This window comes from Gordoniibacillus kamchatkensis, from assembly GCF_000829455.1.
GTDB classification, from domain to species: Bacteria; Bacillota; Bacilli; order Paenibacillales; family NBRC-103111; genus Gordoniibacillus; species Gordoniibacillus kamchatkensis.
Window position 1 is genome coordinate 1 of sequence record NZ_JXAK01000002.1, and the last position, 24,084, is coordinate 24,084.

The 24,084-nt window shown below is 56.3% G+C and carries 27 protein-coding genes; 14 read left to right on the forward strand and 13 right to left on the reverse strand.

Annotated elements, in window-relative coordinates; translation table 11 throughout:
- Positions 1-474 precede the first annotated feature (474 nt).
- On the reverse strand, positions 475-609 hold the full coding sequence (locus SD70_RS39070) for a hypothetical protein (protein ID WP_269432392.1): 135 nt from the start codon (positions 607-609) through the stop codon (positions 475-477).
- A 20-nt stretch (positions 610-629) separates the two neighbouring features.
- A complete protein-coding gene (locus SD70_RS01185) occupies positions 630-1,964 on the reverse strand; it encodes an ABC transporter substrate-binding protein (RefSeq protein ID WP_231570976.1) in 1,335 nt (444 codons plus the stop codon).
- Positions 1,965-2,196: 232 nt separating this feature from the next.
- On the opposite strand from SD70_RS01185, the gene SD70_RS01190 reads away from it, so the two are divergent.
- Genes SD70_RS01190 through SD70_RS01205 form a run of 4 tightly spaced genes read left to right on the forward strand, consistent with a single transcriptional unit; the run spans position 2,197 to position 4,415 of the window.
- On the forward strand, positions 2,197-2,517 hold the full coding sequence (locus tag SD70_RS01190) for a hypothetical protein (RefSeq protein ID WP_041044899.1): 321 nt from the start codon (positions 2,197-2,199) through the stop codon (positions 2,515-2,517).
- 43 nt (positions 2,518-2,560) lie between these two features.
- Entirely contained in the window at positions 2,561-3,235 is a 675-nt protein-coding gene (locus tag SD70_RS01195; RefSeq protein ID WP_041044900.1) for a PspA/IM30 family protein, read from the forward strand.
- A 3-nt stretch (positions 3,236-3,238) separates the two neighbouring features.
- A complete protein-coding gene (locus SD70_RS01200; protein ID WP_041044901.1) occupies positions 3,239-3,715 on the forward strand; it encodes a PspC domain-containing protein in 477 nt (158 codons plus the stop codon).
- 1 nt (position 3,716) lies between these two features.
- Positions 3,717-4,415 carry a PspA/IM30 family protein gene (locus SD70_RS01205; protein ID WP_041044902.1) on the forward strand — a complete coding sequence of 233 codons (699 nt, stop codon included), beginning with the start codon at positions 3,717-3,719 and terminating at the stop codon, positions 4,413-4,415.
- Positions 4,416-4,624: 209 nt separating this feature from the next.
- Here SD70_RS01205 and SD70_RS01210 read toward each other — a convergent pair whose 3' ends face one another.
- The 3 genes from SD70_RS01210 to SD70_RS01220 form a co-directional block, all read right to left on the reverse strand.
- Complete coding sequence (locus SD70_RS01210) at positions 4,625-5,089, reverse strand: DinB family protein (RefSeq protein ID WP_041044903.1); 465 nt, start codon at positions 5,087-5,089, stop codon at positions 4,625-4,627.
- Between the two features lie 160 nt (positions 5,090-5,249).
- Complete coding sequence (locus SD70_RS01215; RefSeq protein WP_041044904.1) at positions 5,250-5,639, reverse strand: tautomerase family protein; 390 nt, start codon at positions 5,637-5,639, stop codon at positions 5,250-5,252.
- 142 nt (positions 5,640-5,781) lie between these two features.
- A complete protein-coding gene (locus SD70_RS01220; RefSeq protein ID WP_041044905.1) occupies positions 5,782-6,870 on the reverse strand; it encodes an NAD(P)H-dependent flavin oxidoreductase in 1,089 nt (362 codons plus the stop codon).
- A gap of 218 nt (positions 6,871-7,088) precedes the next feature.
- On the opposite strand from SD70_RS01220, the gene SD70_RS01225 reads away from it, so the two are divergent.
- Complete coding sequence (locus tag SD70_RS01225) at positions 7,089-7,958, forward strand: LysR family transcriptional regulator (RefSeq protein WP_041044906.1); 870 nt, start codon at positions 7,089-7,091, stop codon at positions 7,956-7,958.
- 151 nt (positions 7,959-8,109) lie between these two features.
- The gene (mscL, locus tag SD70_RS01230; RefSeq protein WP_041044907.1) at positions 8,110-8,496 is read left to right on the forward strand and encodes a large conductance mechanosensitive channel protein MscL; all 387 of its coding nucleotides are present in this window, start codon (positions 8,110-8,112) and stop codon (positions 8,494-8,496) included.
- A gap of 120 nt (positions 8,497-8,616) precedes the next feature.
- On the opposite strand, the gene SD70_RS01235 is transcribed toward mscL, so the two are convergent.
- The 5 genes from SD70_RS01235 to SD70_RS01255 all read right to left on the reverse strand — a co-directional run bounded on the left by SD70_RS01235 (position 8,617) and on the right by SD70_RS01255 (position 14,282).
- The gene (locus SD70_RS01235; RefSeq protein WP_041044908.1) at positions 8,617-9,120 is read right to left on the reverse strand and encodes an AAA family ATPase; all 504 of its coding nucleotides are present in this window, start codon (positions 9,118-9,120) and stop codon (positions 8,617-8,619) included.
- A 73-nt stretch (positions 9,121-9,193) separates the two neighbouring features.
- Positions 9,194-10,444, reverse strand: a complete 1,251-nt coding sequence (locus SD70_RS01240) for a cytochrome P450 (RefSeq protein WP_052486931.1) — start codon at positions 10,442-10,444, stop codon at positions 9,194-9,196.
- A gap of 619 nt (positions 10,445-11,063) precedes the next feature.
- Positions 11,064-12,122, reverse strand: a complete 1,059-nt coding sequence (locus SD70_RS01245; protein WP_082053043.1) for an ABC transporter permease — start codon at positions 12,120-12,122, stop codon at positions 11,064-11,066.
- The gene (locus SD70_RS01250) at positions 12,106-13,041 is read right to left on the reverse strand and encodes an ABC transporter ATP-binding protein (RefSeq protein ID WP_052486974.1); all 936 of its coding nucleotides are present in this window, start codon (positions 13,039-13,041) and stop codon (positions 12,106-12,108) included. Before SD70_RS01250 ends, SD70_RS01245 begins: the two co-directional genes overlap by 17 nt.
- Positions 13,042-13,118: 77 nt before the next feature.
- Positions 13,119-14,282, reverse strand: a complete 1,164-nt coding sequence (locus SD70_RS01255) for a COG1470 family protein (protein WP_041044909.1) — start codon at positions 14,280-14,282, stop codon at positions 13,119-13,121.
- A 224-nt stretch (positions 14,283-14,506) separates the two neighbouring features.
- Between SD70_RS01255 and SD70_RS01260 the strand changes: the two genes are divergently transcribed.
- The 8 genes from SD70_RS01260 to acpS all read left to right on the forward strand — a co-directional run bounded on the left by SD70_RS01260 (position 14,507) and on the right by acpS (position 20,329).
- Positions 14,507-15,094, forward strand: a complete 588-nt coding sequence (locus SD70_RS01260; RefSeq protein ID WP_041044910.1) for an RNA polymerase sigma factor — start codon at positions 14,507-14,509, stop codon at positions 15,092-15,094.
- Complete coding sequence (locus tag SD70_RS01265; RefSeq protein WP_041044911.1) at positions 15,091-15,846, forward strand: anti-sigma factor domain-containing protein; 756 nt, start codon at positions 15,091-15,093, stop codon at positions 15,844-15,846. Before SD70_RS01260 ends, SD70_RS01265 begins: the two co-directional genes overlap by 4 nt.
- A 175-nt stretch (positions 15,847-16,021) precedes the next feature.
- Positions 16,022-16,159, forward strand: coding sequence for a hypothetical protein (locus tag SD70_RS36685; RefSeq protein ID WP_197080898.1), 138 nt, complete (start codon positions 16,022-16,024; stop codon positions 16,157-16,159).
- A gap of 21 nt (positions 16,160-16,180) precedes the next feature.
- The gene (locus SD70_RS01270; RefSeq protein ID WP_052486932.1) at positions 16,181-16,579 is read left to right on the forward strand and encodes a DUF3905 domain-containing protein; all 399 of its coding nucleotides are present in this window, start codon (positions 16,181-16,183) and stop codon (positions 16,577-16,579) included.
- 131 nt (positions 16,580-16,710) lie between these two features.
- Positions 16,711-17,151 (forward strand): BrxA/BrxB family bacilliredoxin, encoded by a 441-nt coding sequence (locus SD70_RS01275; protein ID WP_041044913.1) that lies wholly within the window; start codon positions 16,711-16,713, stop codon positions 17,149-17,151.
- Between the two features lie 328 nt (positions 17,152-17,479).
- Entirely contained in the window at positions 17,480-18,592 is a 1,113-nt protein-coding gene (locus tag SD70_RS32685; protein WP_052486933.1) for a GGDEF domain-containing protein, read from the forward strand.
- Positions 18,593-18,661: 69 nt separating this feature from the next.
- On the forward strand, positions 18,662-19,471 hold the full coding sequence (gene nadE / locus SD70_RS01285; RefSeq protein ID WP_041044915.1) for an ammonia-dependent NAD(+) synthetase: 810 nt from the start codon (positions 18,662-18,664) through the stop codon (positions 19,469-19,471).
- Between the two features lie 459 nt (positions 19,472-19,930).
- Complete coding sequence (acpS, locus tag SD70_RS01290; protein ID WP_041045171.1) at positions 19,931-20,329, forward strand: holo-ACP synthase; 399 nt, start codon at positions 19,931-19,933, stop codon at positions 20,327-20,329.
- Positions 20,330-20,478: 149 nt separating this feature from the next.
- Here the strand turns inward: acpS and SD70_RS34405 are convergent, their stop codons facing one another.
- From SD70_RS34405 to SD70_RS01305, 3 genes are all read right to left on the reverse strand, one after another.
- Positions 20,479-20,997, reverse strand: coding sequence for a c-type cytochrome (locus SD70_RS34405; protein WP_231570977.1), 519 nt, complete (start codon positions 20,995-20,997; stop codon positions 20,479-20,481).
- A 984-nt stretch (positions 20,998-21,981) separates the two neighbouring features.
- Complete coding sequence (locus SD70_RS01300) at positions 21,982-22,383, reverse strand: hypothetical protein (RefSeq protein WP_041044917.1); 402 nt, start codon at positions 22,381-22,383, stop codon at positions 21,982-21,984.
- Between the two features lie 373 nt (positions 22,384-22,756).
- Positions 22,757-24,073: a DHHW family protein gene (locus tag SD70_RS01305; RefSeq protein WP_082053044.1), complete on the reverse strand. Its 1,317-nt coding sequence runs from the start codon at positions 24,071-24,073 to the stop codon at positions 22,757-22,759.
- Positions 24,074-24,084 lie beyond the last annotated feature (11 nt).

The window sequence follows — 24,084 nt, forward strand, 5'->3', positions numbered from 1 at the left end:
ATCGTTGACGCTGTTCTCCCATAAGTGGACACTCCCTTTGTTTCGTAGGATTATTATCTAATTCCCTTATCGGAGTGTCCACTTTTTATTCTAACTGCATATGTTCCTTTAAGGCTGCCAAGGAAAGCTGCCTTGCGACAGGTGCAATTGGGACGCGGACTCGCCAGCCAGCTGCTTTCCACTAAGCGAATCCGATGAACGGGAATCGCAAATAAGCTGCCTAACTGCCTCAAGGCGCTTTACAGGCGCCCTTATCTTATGTGCAACGCTAACTTTAACTGCACCACATCAGAACAGCCGGTGGCCGTTTCATCTCACTTGCAACCTCGAGAAGCGGAACGGCGGGCGAACGCCCGTGCTATGTCCGCCCTACGCTCACCATACCTCGCATCTACGCACGCCATACCTCGCATCTACGCTCACCGTACCTCGCTCTACGCACGTCTTACTCATACCCTTCGCCCTACACCCGCCTTACTTCGCCTCGCCTTTGGCGGCGTCTTTCTCCTTCTGCGCGTCCTGCTCCGTCTTCGCTTTCACGAGAGCGGCCTGGCTTTGCTCCTGGATCGCTTTGAGCGCCTCGTCGACCGACTTTTTCCCGTCTGCCACCGCCTGAACTTCCTTGTTCACTATTTCGCTGAACTGAGGATAAACCCGCTCGGCAGCTTGTCCATCCCTTTGAGCATGGACAACGTGTTCGGCTTCAGCGTGTAGAACGGCTCCAGATTGTGACCGTCCTTTTCTTTCATATAAGCTGTTCGTGCCAGCAGCTCAGTTGACGACTTGGACTGGATGCGCGCCATTTCGTCGCTGTTGATGTATTTCACGACTTCCCACGCGGCACGGGTGTTGGACGCCGTGGCGCTGACCGCAAACAGGGCTATGGGCGAGATCGTGTTGCTTACGCTCGGGTTGCCCGGGTCGACAGGCACGGTAACGATATCCCAATTGACGGGCTTCAAGTCCTTCAATCGTTCTTTCGCTTGAGCCAAGGTCTGGATCAAGTAGGAGCGGTCGATCGTCATCGCCGCCTTGCCGGTAACGAACGGATTTTGTTTCAAATAATTATCGAACATGACCGGCTGTCCGGCTTTTTGCGGATCCGATTTCGGCGCATACAACGCTCCCGATTTCAAAGCGTCTGCGGTCAACTGCAGCACCTGCTTCCAGCCGTCCGTCTGCAGCGTTACGGTCATAGTGCCGGGATCGACGGGGAGCAGTCCCTTGGTCGTGCCGATGGCGTTAAAGTACGGGAACGCCAGGTCTTTGTTGTACGAATAAGCGGCGAGGCCGTAAACGCGTTCGTCGTCCTTGCCGTCGGTCGGAAAACGCGCGGCGAGCCGCAGTACGTCTTCCCAGCTCATCTGGTTCGTCGGCAGCGGCACGCCGTACTGTTCGAACAAATCTTTGTTATAGTAAAGGGCCGAGCTGGAGAAGGTCGGGGATAATGCATACATTTTCCCGTTGCCCATCTCTTTGATCAAGTCCACGACGGACGGAAGGATGCGGTCGATATCGAACTTGTCCTGCTTCATGACATCGTCGAGCGCATAAAGCCGGCCGTCCGCGGCTAGCTCTTCCACCTGAGCCGGATCGTTAATGAGCAGCACGTCCGGCTTCTCCGTGTCGAGCAGCTTTTTGAACTCCTCCTTGTAGTCTTTGCCTGGGCCGTAAATGCCTTGGTTCGAGACGACTTCGATGTCGATGTTCGGGAATTTCGCCAGAAACAAGTTGCCGTACTGCTGGAAAAAGTAGTTTTTGTCGAAGTACATCACTTTGACGGTAGCTTTCTCGTCTTTGCCCAGCTCTTTCAGCGCCGCGGCGGGCGGGGCCGCGGCCGGGTCTTTGCCGCCGGCGGGCTTGGCGCCGGAACAGCCGGCGAGCAGAGCGGGTAACAGCATAGTGGCGGCGGCGGCCGCCGTGACAGGGCGGGCGCGCCATTTTCGAATGATAGGCATTGTCATTGGTTCTCCTCTCCTTTAATGGATATAGACGGAAGAAAAATTAGGCAGGTTGCATCTATATTACAAAAAAATGCGCCGGGCGGGGCGCCTTCCAACCTCCGGTCCGACTTGTCCCCCGACTAAGGGCTAGGTGCAAAAACCGCCGCGGGTCCGTTTTGGCGAAGCTCGCGATCGCCTAGAATGAAGACATGAGCAAGAGACATTGCAACAACGCGAAAGGCGGTGAGAACAAATGAAATTGAATCGGCATAGCGGTCTGGCCATCATCCTGATTTTGTTCGGAGGGCTCATCCTGCTGAACAAGCTGAGCCTCATGTTCGGCTTCTACCACGGGAATCTGCTGCACCACTTCATGGGCTGGCTGATCCCGATCGCGATGGTGGGCCTCGGGTGGTACGGCATTACGCGCGGCAGCAAAATCGCTTGGGTCATCACGATCCTCGGTGCCATTATCCTGCTTGGCAAAATGTCCGGCCTGATCGTAATCGTGTTGGCTGCAGCCCTGATCGCGTTCGGCGTTTCGATGCTGAAGCGCAGCGCGAACCGGGTATGACTTACGAAATAAACACTCCGGTGTGAAAAGGTGGAATTCGAAGATGAGCATTATGAAAAGGATCCGCGACATCACGGTCGCGACGCTTAACGAGCACCTCGAATCTGCGGAAGATCCGGTTCGCCTGATCGACCAGTACCTCGCCGCGCGGCGCGAACAGCTGCAGCAGACGGAACGTCTGTACCAGCAATGCGCCGGACACGCATCGGCGATGCGGCAGCAGTACTTGGTGGCGCTCGAGGTCAAGGAAAAGCGCGAGCAGCAAGCGATTGTAGCGCTCAAGGCGGGCGAAGAGGAAATGGCCCGGCTCGTGCTGCAAGAGAAGCTGCAGGCGGAAGAGAAGAGCGAGTCGTACAAGAAGCTGTACGAAGACGCGCAGCAGTCGGTGCTCGAGCTGAGCGAAGAGATGAAGCAAATGCGCGCCGACTACCAAGAAGTAGCCGACAAACGGAGCTACTACTTGGCCCGGATGGAAGCGGCGCGGCTGCAGCAGCGCATGAACGAGCGCTTGGGCGGCTTCGGAGCAGGTTACGGTGCGCCGCGGGCGTTTGGCCGGCTCGAGGACCGCGTCAGCGAAATGGAGCTGCAAGCGCGCACGCTCCGCGACGTGCGCCGCATGGGCGGCGGAGCGTACGGCGGCGGCTACTCGCCGGCGAACCCGGCGGTCGACGCCGAGCTGGCGGCGCTGCGCAAAAAGCTGGAACGGGAAGGTGGTTAACCGATGAGCAAGCTATACCGCTCAAGACGAGATAAAAAAGTAACCGGACTTTGCGGCGGTCTCGCCGAGCTGCTTAATGTCGATGCAACGCTGCTGCGTTTGCTGGTCGTGATTGCAACGTTCTTTAGCGGAGGCACGGTGATCTTCATCTACGTCATCGCCAGCCTCGTGATCCCGAAGGAGCCGGGCTTCGATCAGCCGCCTGGCGGACCGTTCGGCGCGTACGGCACCGGCGGCTTCGGCCAGAGCTACGGCCATACGCAAAACTATGGCCACCACTTTAATCACGGGCAAGGCGGCGCTTATAACGGCGGCAATAGTTACAATGCCGGCTACACGGCCGGCGCGCAAGCGGAAGACAAGAAAAGCCATATCGACGAAGTGATGAAAGACATCGAGCGCAAAGCGATGCAGCGCGAAATCGAGGAACTGAAGGCAAAAATCACCGACTTTGAGAAAAAACAAAAGGGAGATGTGTAAAATGGGAGTATTTTCGAGAATTAAGGATATGACGAAGGCATCGATTCACGAGATTTTGGATAAAGTGGAAGACCCGGTCGTCATGCTGAACCAGTACATCCGCGACATGGAAGAGGAAATCGCCCAAGCCGAAGTGACGGTAGCCCGCCAAATGGCGACGGAGCGCCAGCTGAAGCAGCGTCTGGACGAAGCGGTGCGTATTGCCGCGGACCGCGAGGCGAAAGCTGCGGCCGCTCTGAAGAACGGCCAGGAAGCGGTAGCCCGCCAAGCGCTGGAAGAGAAGCTGTACTACGAAGAGAAAACGGCCGAGTACACCGACATGCACGCTCAAGCTCAGCAACAAGCGCAAGAATTGATGCAACAGCTGCACGAGATGAAAGACGAGTTTTACAAGCTCCGCAACAAGCGCAGCGAGCTGTCTAACCGAGCCCAGCTGGCGAAGGCGAAGAAGCAGATGGCGCAAGTTACGGCCAGCAACGTCATCGAGAGCGGCAACGCAGCGCGCGGCTTCCACCGCATGGAAGAGAAAATCGTGCAGCTGGAAGTCGAAGCCGAAATCGCCCGCAAGCCTTATGTGCCTGCCGGCGGCATCAGCGGCGTGTCCGCCTACGATGCGGCGAACGCGGCGAAGCAAGCGAAGATCGACGAGCAGCTGGAGCTGCTGAAGAGCAAGCTTGGCGGCCAAAGCAACGCTCAATAACGGTATGTAAAAAAGGAAAGGCGCCCGCATTCGTGCGAGGCGCCTTTCCTTTTTTGCATCAGACTGATTGGCGGTGATCGTACTCTCGTTCCAGGTTATGTTCGTTCAACATCCTTGGGTGCGATTTTCATGTGATCTGTAATGATAAGTTAATAATTGCCCTTTCATTTAATTGGAGAAAATAATATATCAAACGGGGTTTCACGGTACTACATTTGCTGTTTAATGGCTTTAATCGTTGCAAAATGCATGCCTTCGTGATACAAACAAAAACTAAGGCATTCCTTAACTGTCGATAATTCAAGACCAGTTGAAGTGACGAATTGTTTCTCGAGCTCTTCTTCTAGCCGGTGCTTCAAGCTTTGCTCAATTCGATCAATTTGATTGGATAGCAAAAGAATAATTTCATCTAAGCCAGGTACTTGCATTCCCCAGTTTTCCGGCTTTGTCCCAGTAGCAAACAACTCTGCAAAATGGTTCGGCAACTCCATCTTTTCATTCGTTAGTGCAAAAGAGAACTTCTCATGTATAAGGAGAATGTGCCCAAGGTTCCATAGAACATTGTTGTTGAATCCTCGAGGTACAATGCATGTTTTCTCCTCGCTCATCCCTGTAACCTGTAAGATCGTATTGCCCCGAACAAATCTTAGTTGTTTAAAAAGGTAGTTGCCCATAACTTGTCCTCTCCTTTGGAAAAGCGGTTAAGCAAATACATGTGTTGATTACCTGCCTAAGTGTATCCATGATTAATTTTGAGACATACATACAAGAATGCGACCATCAAACCAACTGGAAGCGATAGCCATGAAATCGTCTCCTTTGTTTTGAATCGCCTCATAACTTACCTGTTAGAAATTGGGCCTCACCCCGTCCAAAACTCCAATCAGAATCGGAATTTTCAACGATAGATACCATTAAATCGCTTGGTGCGATACCACACTCAGCTTCCAGCCGTTCGGAGAGTAAGGAATAGAATTCTTGTTTGTTCTCTTTTGGTCGGGCTTTGCTTACAATGGATAAAACAACTAAATTATTAGTACGGTGAAGTCCTAACCCCGTATCTTCAATAATCATATGTTCTGCTGGGTGTTCATGAACAATTTGGTAACGGTCACGCTCGGGAACGCCGAAAACCTCTACGATAACAGTATGAACAACGTCTAAAAGCTTTTTTAGACTTGCTTTATCTCGCCCTTGTATAAGGTCAAAACGGAGTAACGGCATAAATTTATTCTCCTTCATTGTTGAATGATACTGCATTACGCTACGAATTTATCATACCCGGCTCTCGGTTTGCTTCGTTGCGCTAGGGGGTGAAACGGTCGCGCTATTTCCGAATCCTCATTGGTTGAAACGAGTGCTCGTATCAGAACCGTTCCCCTGAATAGAGGAAATTCTTTTTAACAAGTGCTTCTGCCTGCTCCATGGTTTGTTTGACGATTTCAGCTGCAGATTGGTCGTTGGCTAACCTAAGACCCTGGCCCGCCCAAAGCGACATATACTCAGGGTCATTCGCTTTTGCAGCTGCCTGTCGAATGTCTCGCGTCAATGCGTTTTGTATGGGGTAGGCAGGGATTGTTCCGGGATACTGATGCATGTCGCTCATAAATTTTGTTCGAATTCCTCTTGCCGCTTTTCCCGAGTATGCACGGGTAATTTCAGTGGAATCCTCATTTGATGAAAGGATCTTCTGTTTGTATGTTTCATGGGCACCGCTCTCCGAACACGCCAGAAAAGCAGTGCCCATCTGTACAGCTTCAGCCCCTAATGCCAGGCTTGCCACAAGTCCTCTTCCATCCATGATGCCCCCCGATGCGATGACCGGAATCGACACATGATCTACAATCTGTGGAACAAGAGCCATGGTGCCAATCAGAGATTCGGAAACATTTTTCAAGAATGTGCCTCGATGACCTCCTGCTTCACATCCCTGAGCCACAATTGCGTTTACACCGGCTATATCCAATTGTTTAGCTTCATCGACTGTTGTTGCAGTCCCTATTACGACTGTACCGCGTTGCTTCATAGCTTGGATCACGTCTTGCGGTGGTATACCAAAAGTGAAGCTAAATACCGGGATGTTCTCTTCAAGCAATATTTGCACTTGCTCCTCAAAAGATTCCGAAAATTTCAGAGTCGATGGATTTTGAGCAACTCCAAGTTTGACGCGGTATTTATTGAGATAATCCGTCATTTGAACGACTGCTTCTTCCGATTCTTCCGGTTGCTCAGGCACAAATAAGTTAACGCCGAAAGGCTTGTTTGTCAGTTCTCTGATTTTTTTGATCGCGCCGCGGAGTTGTTCCGGCGTTAAGTAACCGGCTCCCAGATTGCCTAAGCCTTCGGCATTTGAAACTGCTGCTACTAGGTCAGGCGTTGTAGGGCCACCTGCCATCGGCGCTTGGAATATTGGGTATCGAATGTTTAGCGTACGTGTTAACTCAGTTTCAAACACTGATGAACGCCTCCTGTTAATGGGTTTTGATTAATGAGAATCCTTTTTTATGTGAGCGCTAACGATATAACCTAATCCTTGGAAAGATGGATTTGCCGCTGATGAATAAGGCTTACCCCTTTCAAGATTCATTGTAACCCCCCCGATGATATTGTGTAAAATGAACATAAACGATAAATAACATTAAAAAAAATGATACTGCATATGGAGGAACACTGGTGGACATTCGAGACATGCAGATTTTTCTTGCAGTTGCAAAAGAGGGGAGCATCACCAGAGCCGCCGAGAAACTAGAATACGTTCAGTCGAGTATAAGTATCCGCATCCAGCAACTTGAAAATGAACTGAAAACAGAACTATTCCATCGAGGTAGACAAGGGGTTAGGCTCACAACATCCGGTGAAGCGCTTAAGTCATATGCAGAAAAAATTATCCATCTTACCCAGGAGGCAGAACGAGTCGTATCCGATAACTCAATCCCGCGCGGGCCTCTTCGAATCGGGTCGCTTGAAACCACGGCAGCGATTCGTCTGCCATTTATTCTCGCCGAATACCATAAGTCCTATCCAGAGGTTGACTTGACACTAAAAACGGGAACGACAGAAGAACTCATCCATTCCATTTTAAAGTATGAATTGGATGGGGCTTTTGTAGCTGCTCCAGTTGAACATGCAGAGCTCGATATTACAGAAGTCGGAATTGAAGAACTCGTGTTCATATCGGGAGGGCAACTCAGCTCCATCGATAGGCCGGAAGATAAACTGCGTAATCTGACTTTACTGGTCTTTCGCGCAGGTTGTTCTTACCGCCGAAAACTTGAGGATTGGTTGCATCTGGAGGGGATTATTCCCGCTAAGATCATGGAATTGGGGACATTGGAGGGAATCCTGGGATGTGTTCACGCCGGTCTGGGGGTATCCCTATTACCTCGCTCGGTGGTCGAGAGGGCCACGGTTCAATATAATGTGCACTATCATGAAATCTCCGGAAATTTCCTTAGAACACCGACTCTATTCATACGTCGTAAAGATACTTTGAAAACAGCAGCTGTGTCCGAATTTATACGGGTTTCAAGAGAGAGGTTCTGACTCTTATGCCCCTTATGACGCAATTCTGATGAAATAGCCCGAAAACGTCCATTCGCACCGAATTAAATACTATCCTTTATGATTTGGATTGGATAAAATAAAAGTATTTTCTAAGCGGGAAATATACGCTGCTCAACTGGAGGAATGTTTTGTGTGGAAAGAGTTTAAAGCTTTTGCTATGAAAGGGAACGTACTGGACCTGGCGATTGGGGTCATTATCGGCGGCGCTTTCGGTAAAATTGTAACATCGCTCGTCAACGACGTGCTTATGCCTCTGCTAGGCCTCCTGCTTGGCGGGTTGAACCTGTCCGGACTTAAATTCCAGTTTGGAACGGCTGTTCTTAAATATGGGGAGTTCCTGCAGTCGGTACTCGACTTCTTCATCGTCGCATTCTCAATCTTCCTGTTCATTAAAGCTTTAAGTAAATTAAAGCGAAAAGAAGTGGACAAGCCTGCCGCCCCACCGAAACCGTCCAATGAAGAAACGTTGCTTGCGGAAATTCGCGATTTGCTGAAACAGCAACAAGGTTCAAGATAACGAAGAAGAGAACGTCCCGCCACGATAGAGGGGGCATTCTATCAGAGCGACGCTCAATATTGGTATGTAAAAAGGGAAGGGCGCCCGCATTCGTGCGAGGCGCCTTTGCCTTTAAGACCGTTAGGAGTACGTATGCTTATCGAAGTCTAAGTTTTTATGATCAGATAGTCTGATAACTTTATTTTTGAATAGCTTTAGCCTGGCTTCAAAATCTGCTCTGTTTCTTTCAAAATCCCTGGTCCACTTGTACATCATTTTTAACATCATCGTATCCGGTTTGTAAGCACACTTTTCAATGCCAAGATTTTGCTTGAGAAAACGAGTCAGAATTCTAATTCTGCGCTTCCAAAGCGGTGTATCAAGAAATATGATCGTATCCGCCATTTCAAATAAACAACGGTACGATTCGCGGTCTGTACCTTCAAATATCCAGGTACCCTTTTTATCAATATCCATAATAACTTCAAGCTGCTCATCCGGTGTACGCTTATATCTGCCTGCCTCGGTTTTATGGTAGACGATGCTATCCAACTCATACCACGGGACATGAATTTTTTCGGATAACTGCTCTGCAAGCGTTGTCTTGCCGCTCGCTACAATTCCGGTTATGAGTACCTTTTTCATATGATTATTGCTCCGCGGCATTATGTTATTGTTTCGGCGGTTTAAGTGAGGGCAAGCTACAGCCGCCTACCCTCTATAGCTTGACGGCCATCGATCCCAAACCCCGGAACAAGATATTAGGACGCCAGTTCGGCTTCTCGTCTGCAAGGCGCATCTGCGGAAACCGTTCCAACAGCGCGGCCATCGCGAGTTCGCCTTCCATGCGTGCGAGCGGCGCGCCAAGGCAGAAATGGGGGCCGGAGGCGAAGGCCAAATGGCGGTTCGGCGAGCGTCCTATATCGAACCGGTCCGGTCTTTCGAACTTTGCCGGATCGCGGTTGGCCGCCCCGAGCATCACATTTACCGACTGCCCCTGACGAATCGTCCGGCCGCCGATTTCGCAATCGGCCGATGCGAGACGCGATGTCATCTGGACGGGGCTTTCGTACCGTAAAACTTCTTCAACGGCGGAAGCGGCCAGCTCCGGCTTTTCGAGCAGCCGGGCATGCTGCTCCGGATGGTTCAGCAGCGTGAGAACGCTGTTGCCGATCAGATTCACGGTCGTTTCATGGCCAGCTACGAGAAGCAGCACACAGGTCGCGATAAGCTCCTGATCGGTTAACGCGTCGGCTTGCTCTTGAGCGGCAATCAGGTCGCTGATCATGTCTTCGCGCGGTGCCGATTTTCGCGCTGCAATTAAACGGCGGAAGTAATCGGCAATCTGTTCGGCGGCTTTTCCGGCTTGCTGCGCAAATTCAGGCGACCCGTCAGTTCCTTCAAGCACTCTGGCGAACGTATGCGACCAATCCTTGAACAGCTCGCGGTCTTCCGGCGGCACGCCGAGCATCTCTGCAATGACGATGACCGGCAGCGGAAAGGCGAACGACGCGATCAAATCGGGCTGCGGTTGTTCTGCCATCCATGCGGCAAGCTGCTCCGCGATAGCGCGTATTTTCGGTTTGAGCCGATCCATGGTTCGCGGCGTAAAAGCGTGGCTGACCAAGCTTCTTAGCCGCGTATGAACCGGCGGATCACGAAAGAGCATCCAGTTGTCGAGCAACTTGCCCAGCGGATTCCGTTCCGACTGTGGCTGCGGAAGTTCCTGCAGGTGTTGCTGCGGCACGGCGTTCCGGTATTCGCGGACGAACAACGGATCCTTCAAAATAAAATTGACGTCCTCGTACCGGGAAGCGACCCAAAACCCTCGTTCTTGTATGTAATAAAGCGGCTCGTGCTCGAGCAAATAAGCATAAAACGGATACGGATCGTTGTGCCAGCGATCGGAATACTTTTGGAACCATGAAGCGATGTCAGGCATTTCGGAGGATGGCTGCTGTTTTTGCAACGCTATCACACACCTTTGCATGTAAACTCGGTCGCCCGTTCAATATTCCGGAACATGAATGCAATGAACCCATTCATCCCTCCTTAGTGGGGAATTTCAATATTTTGGAAGAAACTGCAATTTAAAAATGGCGCTTTTTGAGCGAATAGTCAAGGCTTTTTTTGCCGCTGAACGGGAGGAAGTTAGCAAACAATACTTAGAGCCCAATTATTCCGTGTCGAGCGAACTTTTGACCTTGCGAGCGTCAACGAGGTCTCTAACCTGGCATTTCCCCTCATACGGGCCTAAACAGCGTCTCCAATTTCTCCAATTAGCGACTTTGGGCGCTATCCCACTCCATCTCCAATTAGCGACTTTAGGCGTTATCCCAACCCATCTCTCGGGAAGCGGGGCGGCGGAGAAAAGGACAGCTCCGAACTTGCTGATCTGTACCGCGAAAACGGTAATTGCGCGACCTGCTTCCGAAATAAATCCCATGACTTATCAATGCCACAAAAGATGAAACAAAGCAGACGGCCCGCAACCTGTCAAAAAACGTTCCCCCGGCCAGCCGACCGTATGGCCGGAAGCCGGGGGAACCGGGTGAAACGTTGTGCAGTCGCTCGACGAACCCAAAAAGTCAGTTCCGCGAGCGAATTTCCTGACGCATGAACAGCACGTAGGAGATGGCAAAGCAGATCAGCGTCTCGGCGATCATGCACGTCAGCTGCGGCCAGACGAGCAACAGGCTTTGCCCGAGCGGGAGCGGGCTAGGAATAGCGCCGACGATTTGCTCCATCGTCAGCGGCCCGAGCGCACGTACGGACGGCACGAGCAGCGTTGTCGTCGCTTCGCTGAACAGCTGGCTCGGCGAGATGCGCTCGAGCAGCTGCACCCACTGGGTGTGGCGAATGACGGCTTCGGCGTTGTTCGGGTCAGCCGGACCCGGGCCGGCGATCAGATTGACCAGCATGCTGAAAAACACACTGAAGAAAATCCAGATGCCGATGCACGACAAGGCCGACGTAGCCGCTTGCCGGAACCGCACCGACAGCAGGATCGAGAGGCCGAGCCAGAAGCCGACGTACACGGTGCTGAGCAGCAAAAACAGCACGAGGCGCCACACTTCCTCCGGCGTCGGCGGAATGCCGAGCAGCACGATGCCGAGCCCCATAACGAGGAAGCCGAGGGCGAAGAACATGACGCCGATGACCGACAGGGCGCCTACGAACTTGGCGTTCAGCACGTCGTCGCGGTGGATCGGCTGCGCCATCATGCGGCTGAGCGTGCCTTTGCTGCGCTCCGAGTTGATGGCGTCGAAGCCGAGGCCGATGCCGAGTAGCGGGCCGAGAAAAGAGACGAACGTGATGAACGGCGGCAGCGAGCCGCCCGACGCCGTGAACAGCTTCAGGAAGAAAAAGGAGCGCACGGCGTTGTCGGTCGAGACGGCGCTGCGCATCGCCGAGGAGGCGGTGTACAGCGAAGCGAGGCACGTCAGCAGCATGAGCGCCACAAGAATGACGTAGCGCCAGCTGCGGACGTGATCCGAAATTTCTTTGCGGACGATGGCGAGAAACGGTGATCCGGCCGCACGCTCGCCTTCGGCCGCAGCCGTCGCGGCGGGCGCTGCTCCGCCGGGCGTTCCGCCGCCGAAAAAGCGGGCGCGGATTCCGCGCAGCACGTCAAACGGCTCGGTCATGGCGCTTCCCTCCCTCGAAATAGCGATGATAAATTTCATCCAGCCCGTAACGCTTCTTGCTGAGCGACAGCAGCTCCATGCCGGCCCCGACGATGGCCCTGGCGATGCTTGCGGTGACGTCGCGGCTGCAGGAAACCGTCACAAGTTGCGGCTGCTCGGCGGCGGAGACTACCTGCAGCACGCCGTCGACAGATGCGAGCGCCTCGGTAACGGCGGCGAGCGGCGACCCGTCGCCGCCGATTTCCGCTTCCACGACGAGAGGCTCGCCCGCGAACAGCTGCGCCGACAGCTCCTCGACCGTACCGAGCGCGAGCAGCGAGCCGCGCACGAACAAGCCGACGCGGTCGCAAATTTGTTGAACCTGGTGCAGCTGGTGCGACGACAGCAGCACCGTCAAGCCTTCGTCGCGGCTCAGGCTGCGGATGAGCTGAAGCAGCTCGCGCACCCCTTCGGGATCAATGCCGAGCGTCGGCTCGTCGAGGATGATCGCTTCGGGCTTCTTCATCAGCACGTCGGCGAGCCCGAGCCGCTGGCGCATGCCGCGCGAGTATGTGCCGGCGCGTTTTTCCGCCGCTTCCTTCAGCCCGATCCGCTCCAGAAGCTCCCGGGCCCGCCTGCGCGCTTCCGCCGGCGGAATGCGGTTCAGCTCGGCGGTATACAGCAAATTTTCGAGCCCGGTCCGATCCTCGTAAAAGCCTACGTCGTCCGGCAAGTAGCCGACCCGCCGCTTGACGAGCAGCGGCTGGCGGGTCGAGTCCACGCCGCACACCCGCACTTTGCCCGACGTCGGTTCGGCTAGCCCGAGCATCATGAGAATCGTCGTCGACTTCCCGGCGCCGTTCGGCCCCAGCAGGCCGAATATTTCTCCCGGGGAAATGCTTAACGAGAGGTTGTTGACAGCGGTGAAGTCGCCGTACATTTTCGTCAGGTTCGTGAGCTGGATCAGCGGCTCGCCGTCAGTGCGGGCCGCAGTGCCGTTAACAACAGCGGCCACGGTTATCGCCTCCCGTACGTGCGGAACAAGTAGTACACGCCGCCGATGACGGCAATGATGATCAGAATGCCGATCCAGCCCCACAGCACGGACGTTTTCACCGTCATCCGCAGCGTGGCGTCGGCCGATTTTTCCGCGGTTTTGGACGTCATCGATACGATATAATCGCCGGCGATCGCATTTTTGTCAGCCTTGATCGAAGCCGTTACTTGCGTCGAAGCGCCAGGGGCAAGGTTGGCGATTTTGGACGGCTCGAACGTCACTTCCCAGTTGACCGGGGCATTTGAACTCATTTCGATATCCTTCAGCGGGGACGAGCCTTTGTTCTTCACTTGCATCGTCACCTTTTTCGTGCTGCCGGCCGTTATGTCCGTAGCCAGATTGCCGCTTGGCGTGCTGAGATCGATGGCGTATGTGCCGGTGACGACGGCCTCGAGCTCGGCCTGCGCCGACGTATTATTGCCGGCCGCGGAAACAGGCAGCTTGTAGGAGCCGGCTTTAACGCCGTCGGGCGGCGTGACGGTAACGCTAATATCTTGCGAGCCGTTCGGGTCGACGCTGACGGACGTAACGTCCTTGCCGCCGGATTGGAACGAAACGGTCCAGCCTTGCGGCGCGTCGGATTTAAGCGCATACAGCTGTTTGCCTGCGGTTTTGTTTTTCAGCGTCAGGCTGTAGTTGAAATTGGAGCCGGCGGTGCCTTGCATATTCGGCTGCGTCGTCGTCAGCTCGGTGCTGTACGTGCCTTGCGCGGAGACATTCACAGTAAGCGGCAGCGAAGCGGCGCCTTTGGCCGTCAAAGTGAACGTATAGGCGCCTTTGTCGACCTTGAGCGGTACATCGACCTGCAGGTTGACGGTTTGCGTTTCTTTCGGTTTGACGGACAGCTTCTGAATGGCCCGGCCGCCCGCCGTCAGTTGGGCTTTCCAGTCCTGCGGCGCGTTGTCCAGGCTCAGCTCGACGGTTTGAATTTGCGACGTATTGTTAATGACGTCAACCGAATAGCTGATCGAGTCGCCAGGCGGTGCGGATAAGCTGGCATAGGGCGTATACAGCGATACATCCCCCTCGGCTGCGCCGGCTGCAGCCCCGAAGCCGAACACGCCGAAGAGCAGCGCGGCAAGCATAAGAACCGGCTTGCAGCAAAACCTCCAACTGCTTTTCATGTTAGAAACAACCTCCCCGTGTAATTGGTCTTACATAGGGGTTACGTTCCGCAAAAGGTCGCCGGATTTAAGCCGCGCAACATAAAAATTTCCTTAAAACAAACTAAATTTATGCTGAAAACGGTTAAAATCGAGCCGATTTTTTGCTATGTAAATGAATAAGAAGCCAAAATATTGCGACGACGGATGCGGAGACGAATCGGCGAAAGAGGGGAAAACTTGCGATGGATGGCGATCGCGAACAGGCTGCGGAGTGGCTGCGGGAAGCGGGCGGAGGCTCGTTGCACGCATTCGAGGCTCTGTACGGAGCTTACGCGGAGTTTGTGCTGCGCATAGCTTTGAAAATGACGGGCAGCCGGCAAGATGCGGAAGATTTATGCCATGAAGTATTTCTGGAAGTATGGCGGCAAGCGGCTTCGTACGATGCGGCGCGGGGCAGCGTGGAGGCGTGGCTTGCCGTCAAGACGCGCACGCGCTGCCTCGATTTCCTGCGCCGCCGCCAGCGCCAGGAGGCGCGGCGGCAGCAGCTGTCGGCACGCTTCGAGCCGGCTGCGGCGGGCGTCGAGGAGGAAGCGCTGAGCAGCATCTCGTTTGCGCAGCTGCGGGAAGCGCTGGAGCGCATACCGACGGCGCAGCGGCAAGCGGTGTACGGCGCTTACGTGGAAGAGCTGTCGCATTCGGAGCTGGCGCGCAAGATGAACCGGCCGCTCGGCACGGTCAAATCGTTCGTGCGTTACGGACTGAAGCATCTCCGCCGCCAGCTTGAGGGCGGAGGTTGGAAGTCCGGGCCGGAGGGAGGAAGAATGCCATGACACAGCAAAAGACGTGCTTTATGACAGAGGAGCAAATTGTAGACTTGCTCCTCGAGAGCAGTGCAAGGGTGCAGGAACGGCGGCGCTTCGAACGCCATGCTGCGGAGTGCCCCGCCTGTGCCGAACGGCTGCGCGAATGGGCTTCACTGCTGGCGGCGCAGCCGCGCGAGGAAAGTACCTTGCCGTCCCCTGCGGTGTGGGTGCGCCTGAAGAGAGCTTTGCGGTGGCGGGCTCCGCTTCGCCAGCTGCTGCGTTTGCCGCAGCGCACCGGCCGCGTCGCTTTTGCCGCGGGCATGGCGGCGGTGCTGTTTGCGGTACTGTACATCGGGGCGCTAAGCGGCATCCGGGACCGTCTAAACTCATCCGCTGCAGTCGGCCCCGTCGTTCGTGCGGACGACGAAATCATCTCTCATATGGATATGCTGCTCAAGAACCGAACCGCGCAGTACCCGGTGCAGCCGCTCGGAACGGACGGCGCGAGAGGCGTCGCTTGGGTGAACGACGAGGCGGAGGAGCTGCTGCTGCTCGTTGAAGGGCTTCCGAACGTTCCCGGCGAAAACTATCGCGTTTGGTCGATACACGACGGCAGCCGCGTGACGCTCGGGACGATGCGGCTGGCCGCCGGGAAAGCGCATCTTCATTACCGCGGCAGCGAACTGCATGAGGCGCGAACCATTTCCGTCAGCCGCGAGCAAGCCGGAAGCGGCGGCGCCTTCGCGGCGCCCGACGTGGCGGCGGTGACCTTGAAATAAGCATGGAAAATGGCGCTGAGCCTCGCTCCGCAAAGCTGCAGCGCCATTTTTACTTTGCGACCTGTTGCCGGTATGGCGGCGTTGTGGCTCCTTTTCTGCGGGAACTTGAATCCGGGCCGGAAGCAATGCGCATAATACGGCAAGAACGAGCTTTACCGCAAAGGAGATGACGACGATGGCAAACCCAAAGACAGATTCCCGTACACAAGTACAGCAAGAGCAGGAGAATAAAAAGCGCTCCCCCGGCGAAGATTCCAACGGCGACGGCAACTTCGACAAAAAGCTTGACGGCCCGAATCGGCCATCCACATGAGGCGAAGGAGGATGAGCTGGCATGAGCGACCGCGATGAAAGCATGAAGCCGGCTCCCGGTCACGACGACCCGGAGCTCGATCCGTTCGAGATCGATTTCAGGCCTGAGTTTCGCAGTTCGGACGAGCCGCGCGAGCCGTTCGTCAACTCGCAGGGCGTCGTCATCGGAGACCACGACTACCAGTCGCCGAATTCGCCGCTTGAGCAGTGGAGCCGCGATACCGACCCGGCGGTCATGGCCGGGGACGAATGGGTGCACCCGTTCAAAGACGTCGGCTTCCATACGAAGGAGAACCGCGACTATTTTGAGCGCGGCATCCCGCCGCAGGGTGGCATTTTCATGCATCCGGACAAGGACGTCGCCTATGAAGTGGAGGCAGGGCAGGCGGAGGACGGGGAAGACCGCTCCTCGGACGCATAGACCGGGCCCAGGCGAGCGCGGAGCGTTTTGGCCTGCTAAGACATGATCATCTTGCATTCCCCTCGGACCGTTGTATAATAGACGATAAGATGACACTTATTTAAAATAAGTTGAAACAGGAGGAATGGACGATGGTCATGTCGTTTGATGCGTATATGAAAGATATGATTCAGCCGATGCGCGACGAGCTTACCCGACTCGGCATCAAGGAGCTTCTTACGCCGGAACAGGTGACCGAGCTGATGGAAGGCGAAGCGAAGCAAGGGACTACGCTGGTCGTCATTAACTCCGTATGCGGCTGCGCTGCCGGACAATGCCGGCCGGGCGTCGCCAGAGCGCTGCAGAACGATGCGCTGCCGGATCGTCTTTACACGGTGTTCGCCGGCCAGGAGAAAGAAGCGACGGCGAAGCTGCGCGAATACCTCGCGCCGTACCCGCCATCGTCTCCTTCGATCGCTCTGTTCAAGGACGGCGAGCTCGTTCATTTCATTCAGCGCCACCAGATCGAAGACCGTTCCGCGGAAATGATTGCCGGCGACCTCATCGGCGCATTCGATCACTACTGCAAGTAAAAGCTGGCAGAGGCAGCTTGACAAATCCTTTCTTGCCCATTGTTCGTGCGGCGGGAAAGGATTTTTTTGTAGCGGGCTGACTCGAGCTGTAGCTTGCGCAGGGGGCCGTTTTGAAAAGGGAGCACATACGTGATCTTTGCAGCCTTTTGGCCTACCTACCAGCTGCCGGAGAAACTTGTACGTTTGCCGTTTTGCGATTTTTGGGCGAGGACCGGTTTATTTCATGCAGGACTGCGGCGTATGGACTGATGCAGGGGCAAAGCCGGGCAAATTTTCATATATGATGGAAAAACGTTAAGCAAGTCTCCGCAAAAGGGAGGCGGGAACCGTGGCCACTTGGAGCATCGTCAAGCTGTTTGCGGCGAACCTCGGCGTGATGATCTCGTTCATCTATATGGCCAGTCTCATTCACAAGTGGTGGCTGCCGCAGCTGCGCATTGGCCGTAAGCGCCTGCTGTTCGGCGTCGCTGCCGTTCTCGCCGGCTGGCTCTCCATGGCATACGCGTTCCCGCTCGGCGGCGGCCCGCTGGCTGACCTGCGGCTTGTGCCGCTTGTCGTTGCGCCGATGTTTGTGAAGCGCGCCTGGGCGTACGCGGCGATCGGCGCCGGCATCGGGCTCGGCCGTTTTTGGCTGGGCTGGGGCGAAGGGGCGCTGACCGCTTTTCTCGGCATGGCGCTCGCGGGCTGCTTGGCCGCTTTGCTGCACCGGCTCACGCTGGATGCGGACGTCTGGACTTTTGCCCGCCGCATGCTGCTGTTCGTGCTCGTTCTGAACGTGTTCTATGCGGCTTACAGCGTGATGTTCGGGGTGTTCGGGCCGGAGCGTTATTTTGCCGGCGGCGGTCTGTGGGTGCTTCCCGTCAGGCTGCTGCTGTGCGGCGGGTTCGTTTTGCTGCTGCGCGACTTGCAGCTGGAATACGCGCGGCGGGCGGCCCTTATGGAAGAAGCGAGCCGCGATTTTTTGACGAAGCTGTACAATGTCCGCACGTTCGAGCGCGTGTTCCCGGGCTTGACGGAGCGGCTGGCCAAGGAAGGAAAACCGCTGTCGGTAGCGTTTCTCGATATCGATTTTTTCAAAAAAGTCAACGATACGTATGGCCACGGCGCCGGCGACATCGTGCTGAGGCGGGTGGCGGAGGCGCTGGCGCGGCTTACGCGTTGGAACGATTTTGTCGGGCGGTACGGCGGAGAGGAATTCATTATCGTCCTGCCCGATTGTCCGCGGGAAGAAGCGCTGCACGTAGCGGAAAGAATTCGCGCCTATGTGCAGGACATGCCGATTGCTGTAGAAAAGGAGACGATCCGCATCACCGTCTCGATCGGCATCGCGACATTCCCCGACGTGAACAGCGACCTGCTGGTCGAAGCGGCGGACAAGGCGCTGTACGAGGCGAAGCGGTCCGGGCGCAACCGGGTGTGCGAATATGCGCGCAACCTTTGAAAATAGCCGCTTTCCGGTCTATACTAAAGAGCATGAAGTGCAATCGACGGATAGAAGGCGGGGATTGGGATGAGCTTGCAGCAGGACATTATCGCCAGGCTCGGCGTGAAGCCGGAAATCGACGTTGACGCGGAAATTCGGCGCCGGGTTGATTTTTTGAAGGAGTATGTGCGGAAGTCGGGGACAAGCGGACTGCTGATCGCCATTAGCGGCGGGATCGACAGCGCGGTGGCGACAGGCCTGTGCAAAATGGCGACAGACGAGCTGACCGCAGAGACGGGGAAAGAATACCGCACTGTCGGCGTGTTCCAACCTTACGGGCAGCAGGTCGACATCGCGGACAGCTACGCGGTTGCCGAAGCGTTCCAGCTGGGGTACCGGGTCGAGACGAACATCGAGGATGCGGTGAACGAAATTGTGCTCGAGGCCGAGCACGGGCTGAAGTCGATCGGCGTCCATCAGCATTTGAGCCGCGGCGGCAAAGGGAACGTGAAGGCGCGGACGCGGATGGTGATGCAGTATGCGCTGGCGTTCGAGCTGAATTTGCTCGTCGTCGGGACGGACCATGCGTCGGAAGCGATCACCGGCTTTTTCACCAAGTACGGCGACGGCGCGGTGGACATTACGCCGCTCAGCTCGCTCAACAAGCGGCAGGTGCGGATGCTGGCCGCGCGCCTCGGCGTGCCGCAATCGGTGCTGGACAAAGCTCCTACGGCGGGCTTGTGGGAAGGGCAGACGGACGAGGGCGAGCTCGGCATTACGTACGACGACAACAGCGACTATCTCGAAGGCCAGGAGATTGCGCCGGCGGCGAAAGAGAAGCTCGAGAAGCAGTATTTGCGGACGGAGCATAAGCGCGCGCCGATTCCGGGCATTTGACGGCGGCGTTTAGTATTGTGGAGGGGCTGACCGGGATTTTGTGATGCCGATAGCGGATGCGCCGCGTAGCCCCGCTGCCGACTAGCCATAGCGGAACGGCGGTCCGCTATTTTAAGTGTTGGGATGGGGCTGTTCTCCCCGGTACGGGCCGTCGGCTCCCCCTCCCAGCGAGCCATAGCGGAACGACGTTCCGCTATTTTCAAAAGTGAGAGCGATGGTGAGAAGTTAACGGATTTCCGTTCCGTTATTTGACGCAATATCCGGATTATCTGCGTTTTGGCCTGTTATTGCGGGCAAATAACGGATTTCTGTTCCGCTAATTTTGGGAAATGGCGGGAAATGCCGCTGATAACGGAAATGCGTTCCGTTATGCAAGTTTCGGCGGCAAAGGCAGGTCAGTACATGGGATCGCGATGGCCGACAGGGCCTGCGGATTCGGTTAACGGAGGAAGAATGTCGGTGATTATCGGGGTAGGCGTCGACCTGCTGGACATTGAGCGGATGCGGCGCATCGTGGAGAGCAAGTCGGGGATGCGGTTCCTGCAGCGGGTGCTCACTCCGGCGGAGCTGGAGCTCGCGGCGCAGCGCAAAGGCCGGCTGGCGGAGTTCGCCGCCGGCCGGTTCGCAGCCAAAGAAGCCGTCGTCAAGGCTATTGGCTGCGGCATCGGCGCCCAGGTCGGCTTCCGCGACCTGGAGGTGCTGCCGGGCTTGCACGGCAAGCCCGGGTGCACGCTCGAGCCGGCTGCGCTCAGCCGGCTCGGCTGGCGTGATGGAGAGGTGACGATCCACCTCTCCATCACGCACAGCGCCGCGATGGCGGCGGCGTACGCCATCGCCGAGCGAACAAGCCCGAGCTAGGCGCCAAAGCCGAAGCGGCGCGGCCGAGCATTTGCTCGGCGCGGCGCGCACGGTCGGCATTGGCGCCTGGGCCGCCTGCTGCGGGCGGCCCGGCTCGGGCTTGTTCGCGTTAGCCCGCGCATGCGGCCATACTCGGCCGCCGGCGCGGGCTATTTGACCGCCGCCAGCCATGCGGCCAGGGCGGCGACCTCATCCGGCTTCAGCTTGTTGCCGAAGCCGGGCATGTTGCCTCCGCCGCGCGTAATTTGCGCGGCGATCTGCTCCTCCGTCAACTTGCTGCCTACGTGCTGCAGGTTCGTGACCGGCCCGGCGCGTCCGGCGAGATCAGCGCCGTGGCACGCTTGGCAGGTCGCTTTGTACAGCGCCTGCACCGGCTCGCTCGTCTGCGCCAGCGGTCCGGCGGCGGCCTCCTTGCCGGAGGCCGCGCCACCGCCCGCTTTCGCGCCGGCTCCACCGCAGGCGGCGAGCGCTACCGCTATCGCCGCCAATGCCGCAGCCGCCGCTATGCCGCGTACGCGGCCGCTCCGGCCGCGCTCGCGCTCGGCCGCGCTGGCCGCATGATTGCTCGTGTCCGCGCCACTCGCCTGCTCAATCGCGTTGCTGAGCGCTTGCCTGTCTGTGTTCGTGTCAAGCGCCAGTCCGCCTTGCCGGGAGGCTTGTTCATCCAAACGCGCTGCCCACCTGCCCGGATTGCTCAAGCGCCTGGCAAGGTTGCTCATGAGTCCGACCGGGTTAAACGCCAGCTTTCCAGAAACAAGCGATTGCCAGTTTAGGCTATACGGTCGCTTGTTCTGGCGTTTTTGCACTAGTTTTTGTAGTCGCAATACGATCGCCTCTTCGTTACTCATTGTTCGGTTCTAGTCGACCAAATACTGGCTAGTATCGCCAATCGAAGTCGGAATGCGGCGCGTTAACGGAACGCTGTTCCGCTATTCCGGTATTTCCCGGTAATTTCCCAATGTTAGCGGAAAAGTGTTCCGTTATTGCCTGATTTAAAGCTTATTTTCGCCATATTCGAGCGAAATAGCGGAACTGTATTCCGCTAATGCGGGGTCATCACCTCAGAATTGCGGGCATAGCGGAACTACGTTCCGCTATGCCCGACAACCGAGACAAACATCCAACCCAGCTCCGTCATCGGGAACTAAACTGCTGGCGCATCCCACCGTCGGGCCTAGACCTGTAGCTTCTTCTCTGCTACTAGCAGTGAGTGATGCACCAAGCGGCCACATACTTGCTCCGGTGCAGGCACACACCGTCGCCACGTCCCAGCGCCGAATCAACAGCGCCGCCGCATCCCGTCCCATGTCCCGGACGCTCAACCGGCCTCGGCACCGCATTACACCGCACCACGTACAAACCACCACGGCATCGTCACATAACTCACCACGTCTAGAGCGCCCAACTCACCTCGCGCTGCCACATACCGCCCCGCGTCCCGGGCGCCCAACTCACCTTGGCGCCGCCGCTTCCGATCCGCGCCCCGTATCACCTCTACTTGCCACTAACTTCCTCACACAAGGCTTCCCGTCGAACGAAAACAGCCGCAACCAAGAGGGCCAGGCCGCTCAGTCCTTCCAGCCCGATGGGGGAGTAGCCCAAATACCAGACGCCGAAGACGAGTGCGGCGGCGAACAGCCACAGCCCGAGCGCTAACATGCCGCGGATGCTACCACTCCTGTGTAGACGAACGCTACGGCCAATACTAATGTGCGGAACATCGGCATGAAAAAAGAGTCGACGGCGTGCACGTAATCCAGCAAGCAAACGGAAGCGAGCACCATCAGCACGGGCAGCGCTGTCTGCAGCGCGCCCGAGCGCGCTTCCTTAGAGCTGCGCAGCAGCCACGCCAGCACGCCGACGGCCGTGACGGCGCTTGCGGCCCAGACGACGATATCGGCGGCAGCCTGCAGTTCGATCCAAAGTGAAGCATACAGCAGCAAAGCCCGAATGATGCCAGCGCATCCCCATAGCGCCAACCACGGCGCAAACTGCGCCCAACTCCGAGGCCGGGCCGTTTCGGCGTTCTTAACGAGCCTGTTCACATTCGCCATTCTCTAACCAACTCCTTGAATACTCCAAGTCTAGCCGATCCCCGCCTGCATGACAAGCGAAGCCCCGAACCACAGGCATTGAATGGCGCTGCGCAAGAGAAGGGTTTTCGGGCTGAAGGTGCACCTTCGGCATATCAAAATCTCGCCCGAAACCGGCTCCGAACGGCAAAAAACCCGACCCCTCGAGGAACCGGGCACTTCACCAATTCCAAGCCGCAAAAGAGCTAGTCAGCCTAGCCAAGCTAGCCGACTAGTTGATCCAGCATGCCGGCAAACGTTCCGAACCAACCAACAATCAATCAATCAATCAACCAGTCCATACGATCGAACCTCCCCACACCAGCGCCCCGCACAACCACCCCAACCAACCGGCCTACTCCTTAATAAGCTTCTGCAACTGCTCTGCAAAGCCTAAATCCATCGTCACTTCCGCATTATTCACAAAGAGCAGCTCGTGAATGCCGCGTTTTTGCATAAATGCGGCGATAGACTGGCCGAATTGGCGCGGATCGACCACAAATATTTCGCTATAGTGCGGGAGCAGAAAAGGGACGAATGCGTTGCCGTACGAATCTTTCACGACGGCAAGCCGCCGCCCGTTGTTCACGTCCGTGGTGATTTGCGCCCAGGGCCGATCCCCGCTCAGGAAAATGCGGTATTTGTTCTTCCTCTGGGCATGGCTCAAATCGATGAGAGGCATTTGCAGCGGGCCGCTGTAATGGACAACATATTGATGCTTCACGCTCGGCATGTAATAGACGACGTCGTCGGGATGCTCCGCCAGCCGGCGGTTCATCGTCGAGGCGTAAAGCGAGCCCAGAAAGCCCGCCGCCTGGCCCTTCGAGTAACTGGCGAGCGGCGCCGGCTGCAGCCCCAACGATTGCACATACGCCGCATAAGCGTAATAAGCTCCGTTGGCAGTCCAATGATGATCCGTGCGAAAGTAAAGCGATTCATCGGCATGCTGCTCCAACATCGATAGAACGTCAACTTTTTTGACCTTTGACTCGATACGGCCGTACACTTTGTCGATGGCTTCTTTCTGCGAATCGGACAACGACTTCAGCTTCGCGGAACGAACGAAGTGAGCCGCCGTCGGAGCAAGCAGGACCGATGTCCGGACTTGATTCGGCATGGCCCGGTCCAGCGCTTTTCCAATGTCGTTAATGGCATCGGCGTAAGCTTGTCCGGCGGCAGCATCGTATTTAAACAAATTCACGGCCCTATCCCCGACGACCGCCACTTTCCCTTGGACACGGAACTTCTCGTCCTGAAGCGGTTCCGCATCCCTCCCTGCGGGCGCAGGCCCATTCACAACTCGCTCCGGCACCGGCACGGCTTCGGCCACGTGACTTCCTTGAGGCACCTGCTGAGATTCACTCGTATTGTTGGCTTTGGAAGGCACGATCACAATCGAATCCCGCCCCGCCACACCGTGCCATGTGGAAATATATTTGCTGATTTGAACGAGCGCGTCGCGGAAGGCGATATGGTCGGCGACAAAATTTTCGAGCTGGCGAAAATAGCCGCCCGACATCATGGATCGCAAGGAGCAGACGGGATACGGGGCGAGCGCGCGATTTTCCGATTCCGAGATTTTATCCTTGCCGCCAAAAATCATAACGCCCGCCGCACCCGCAACAAGAAATCCGATAAACACCGCAATTTGCATGAAGGAGCCAGTACGCATACCTCATTCAC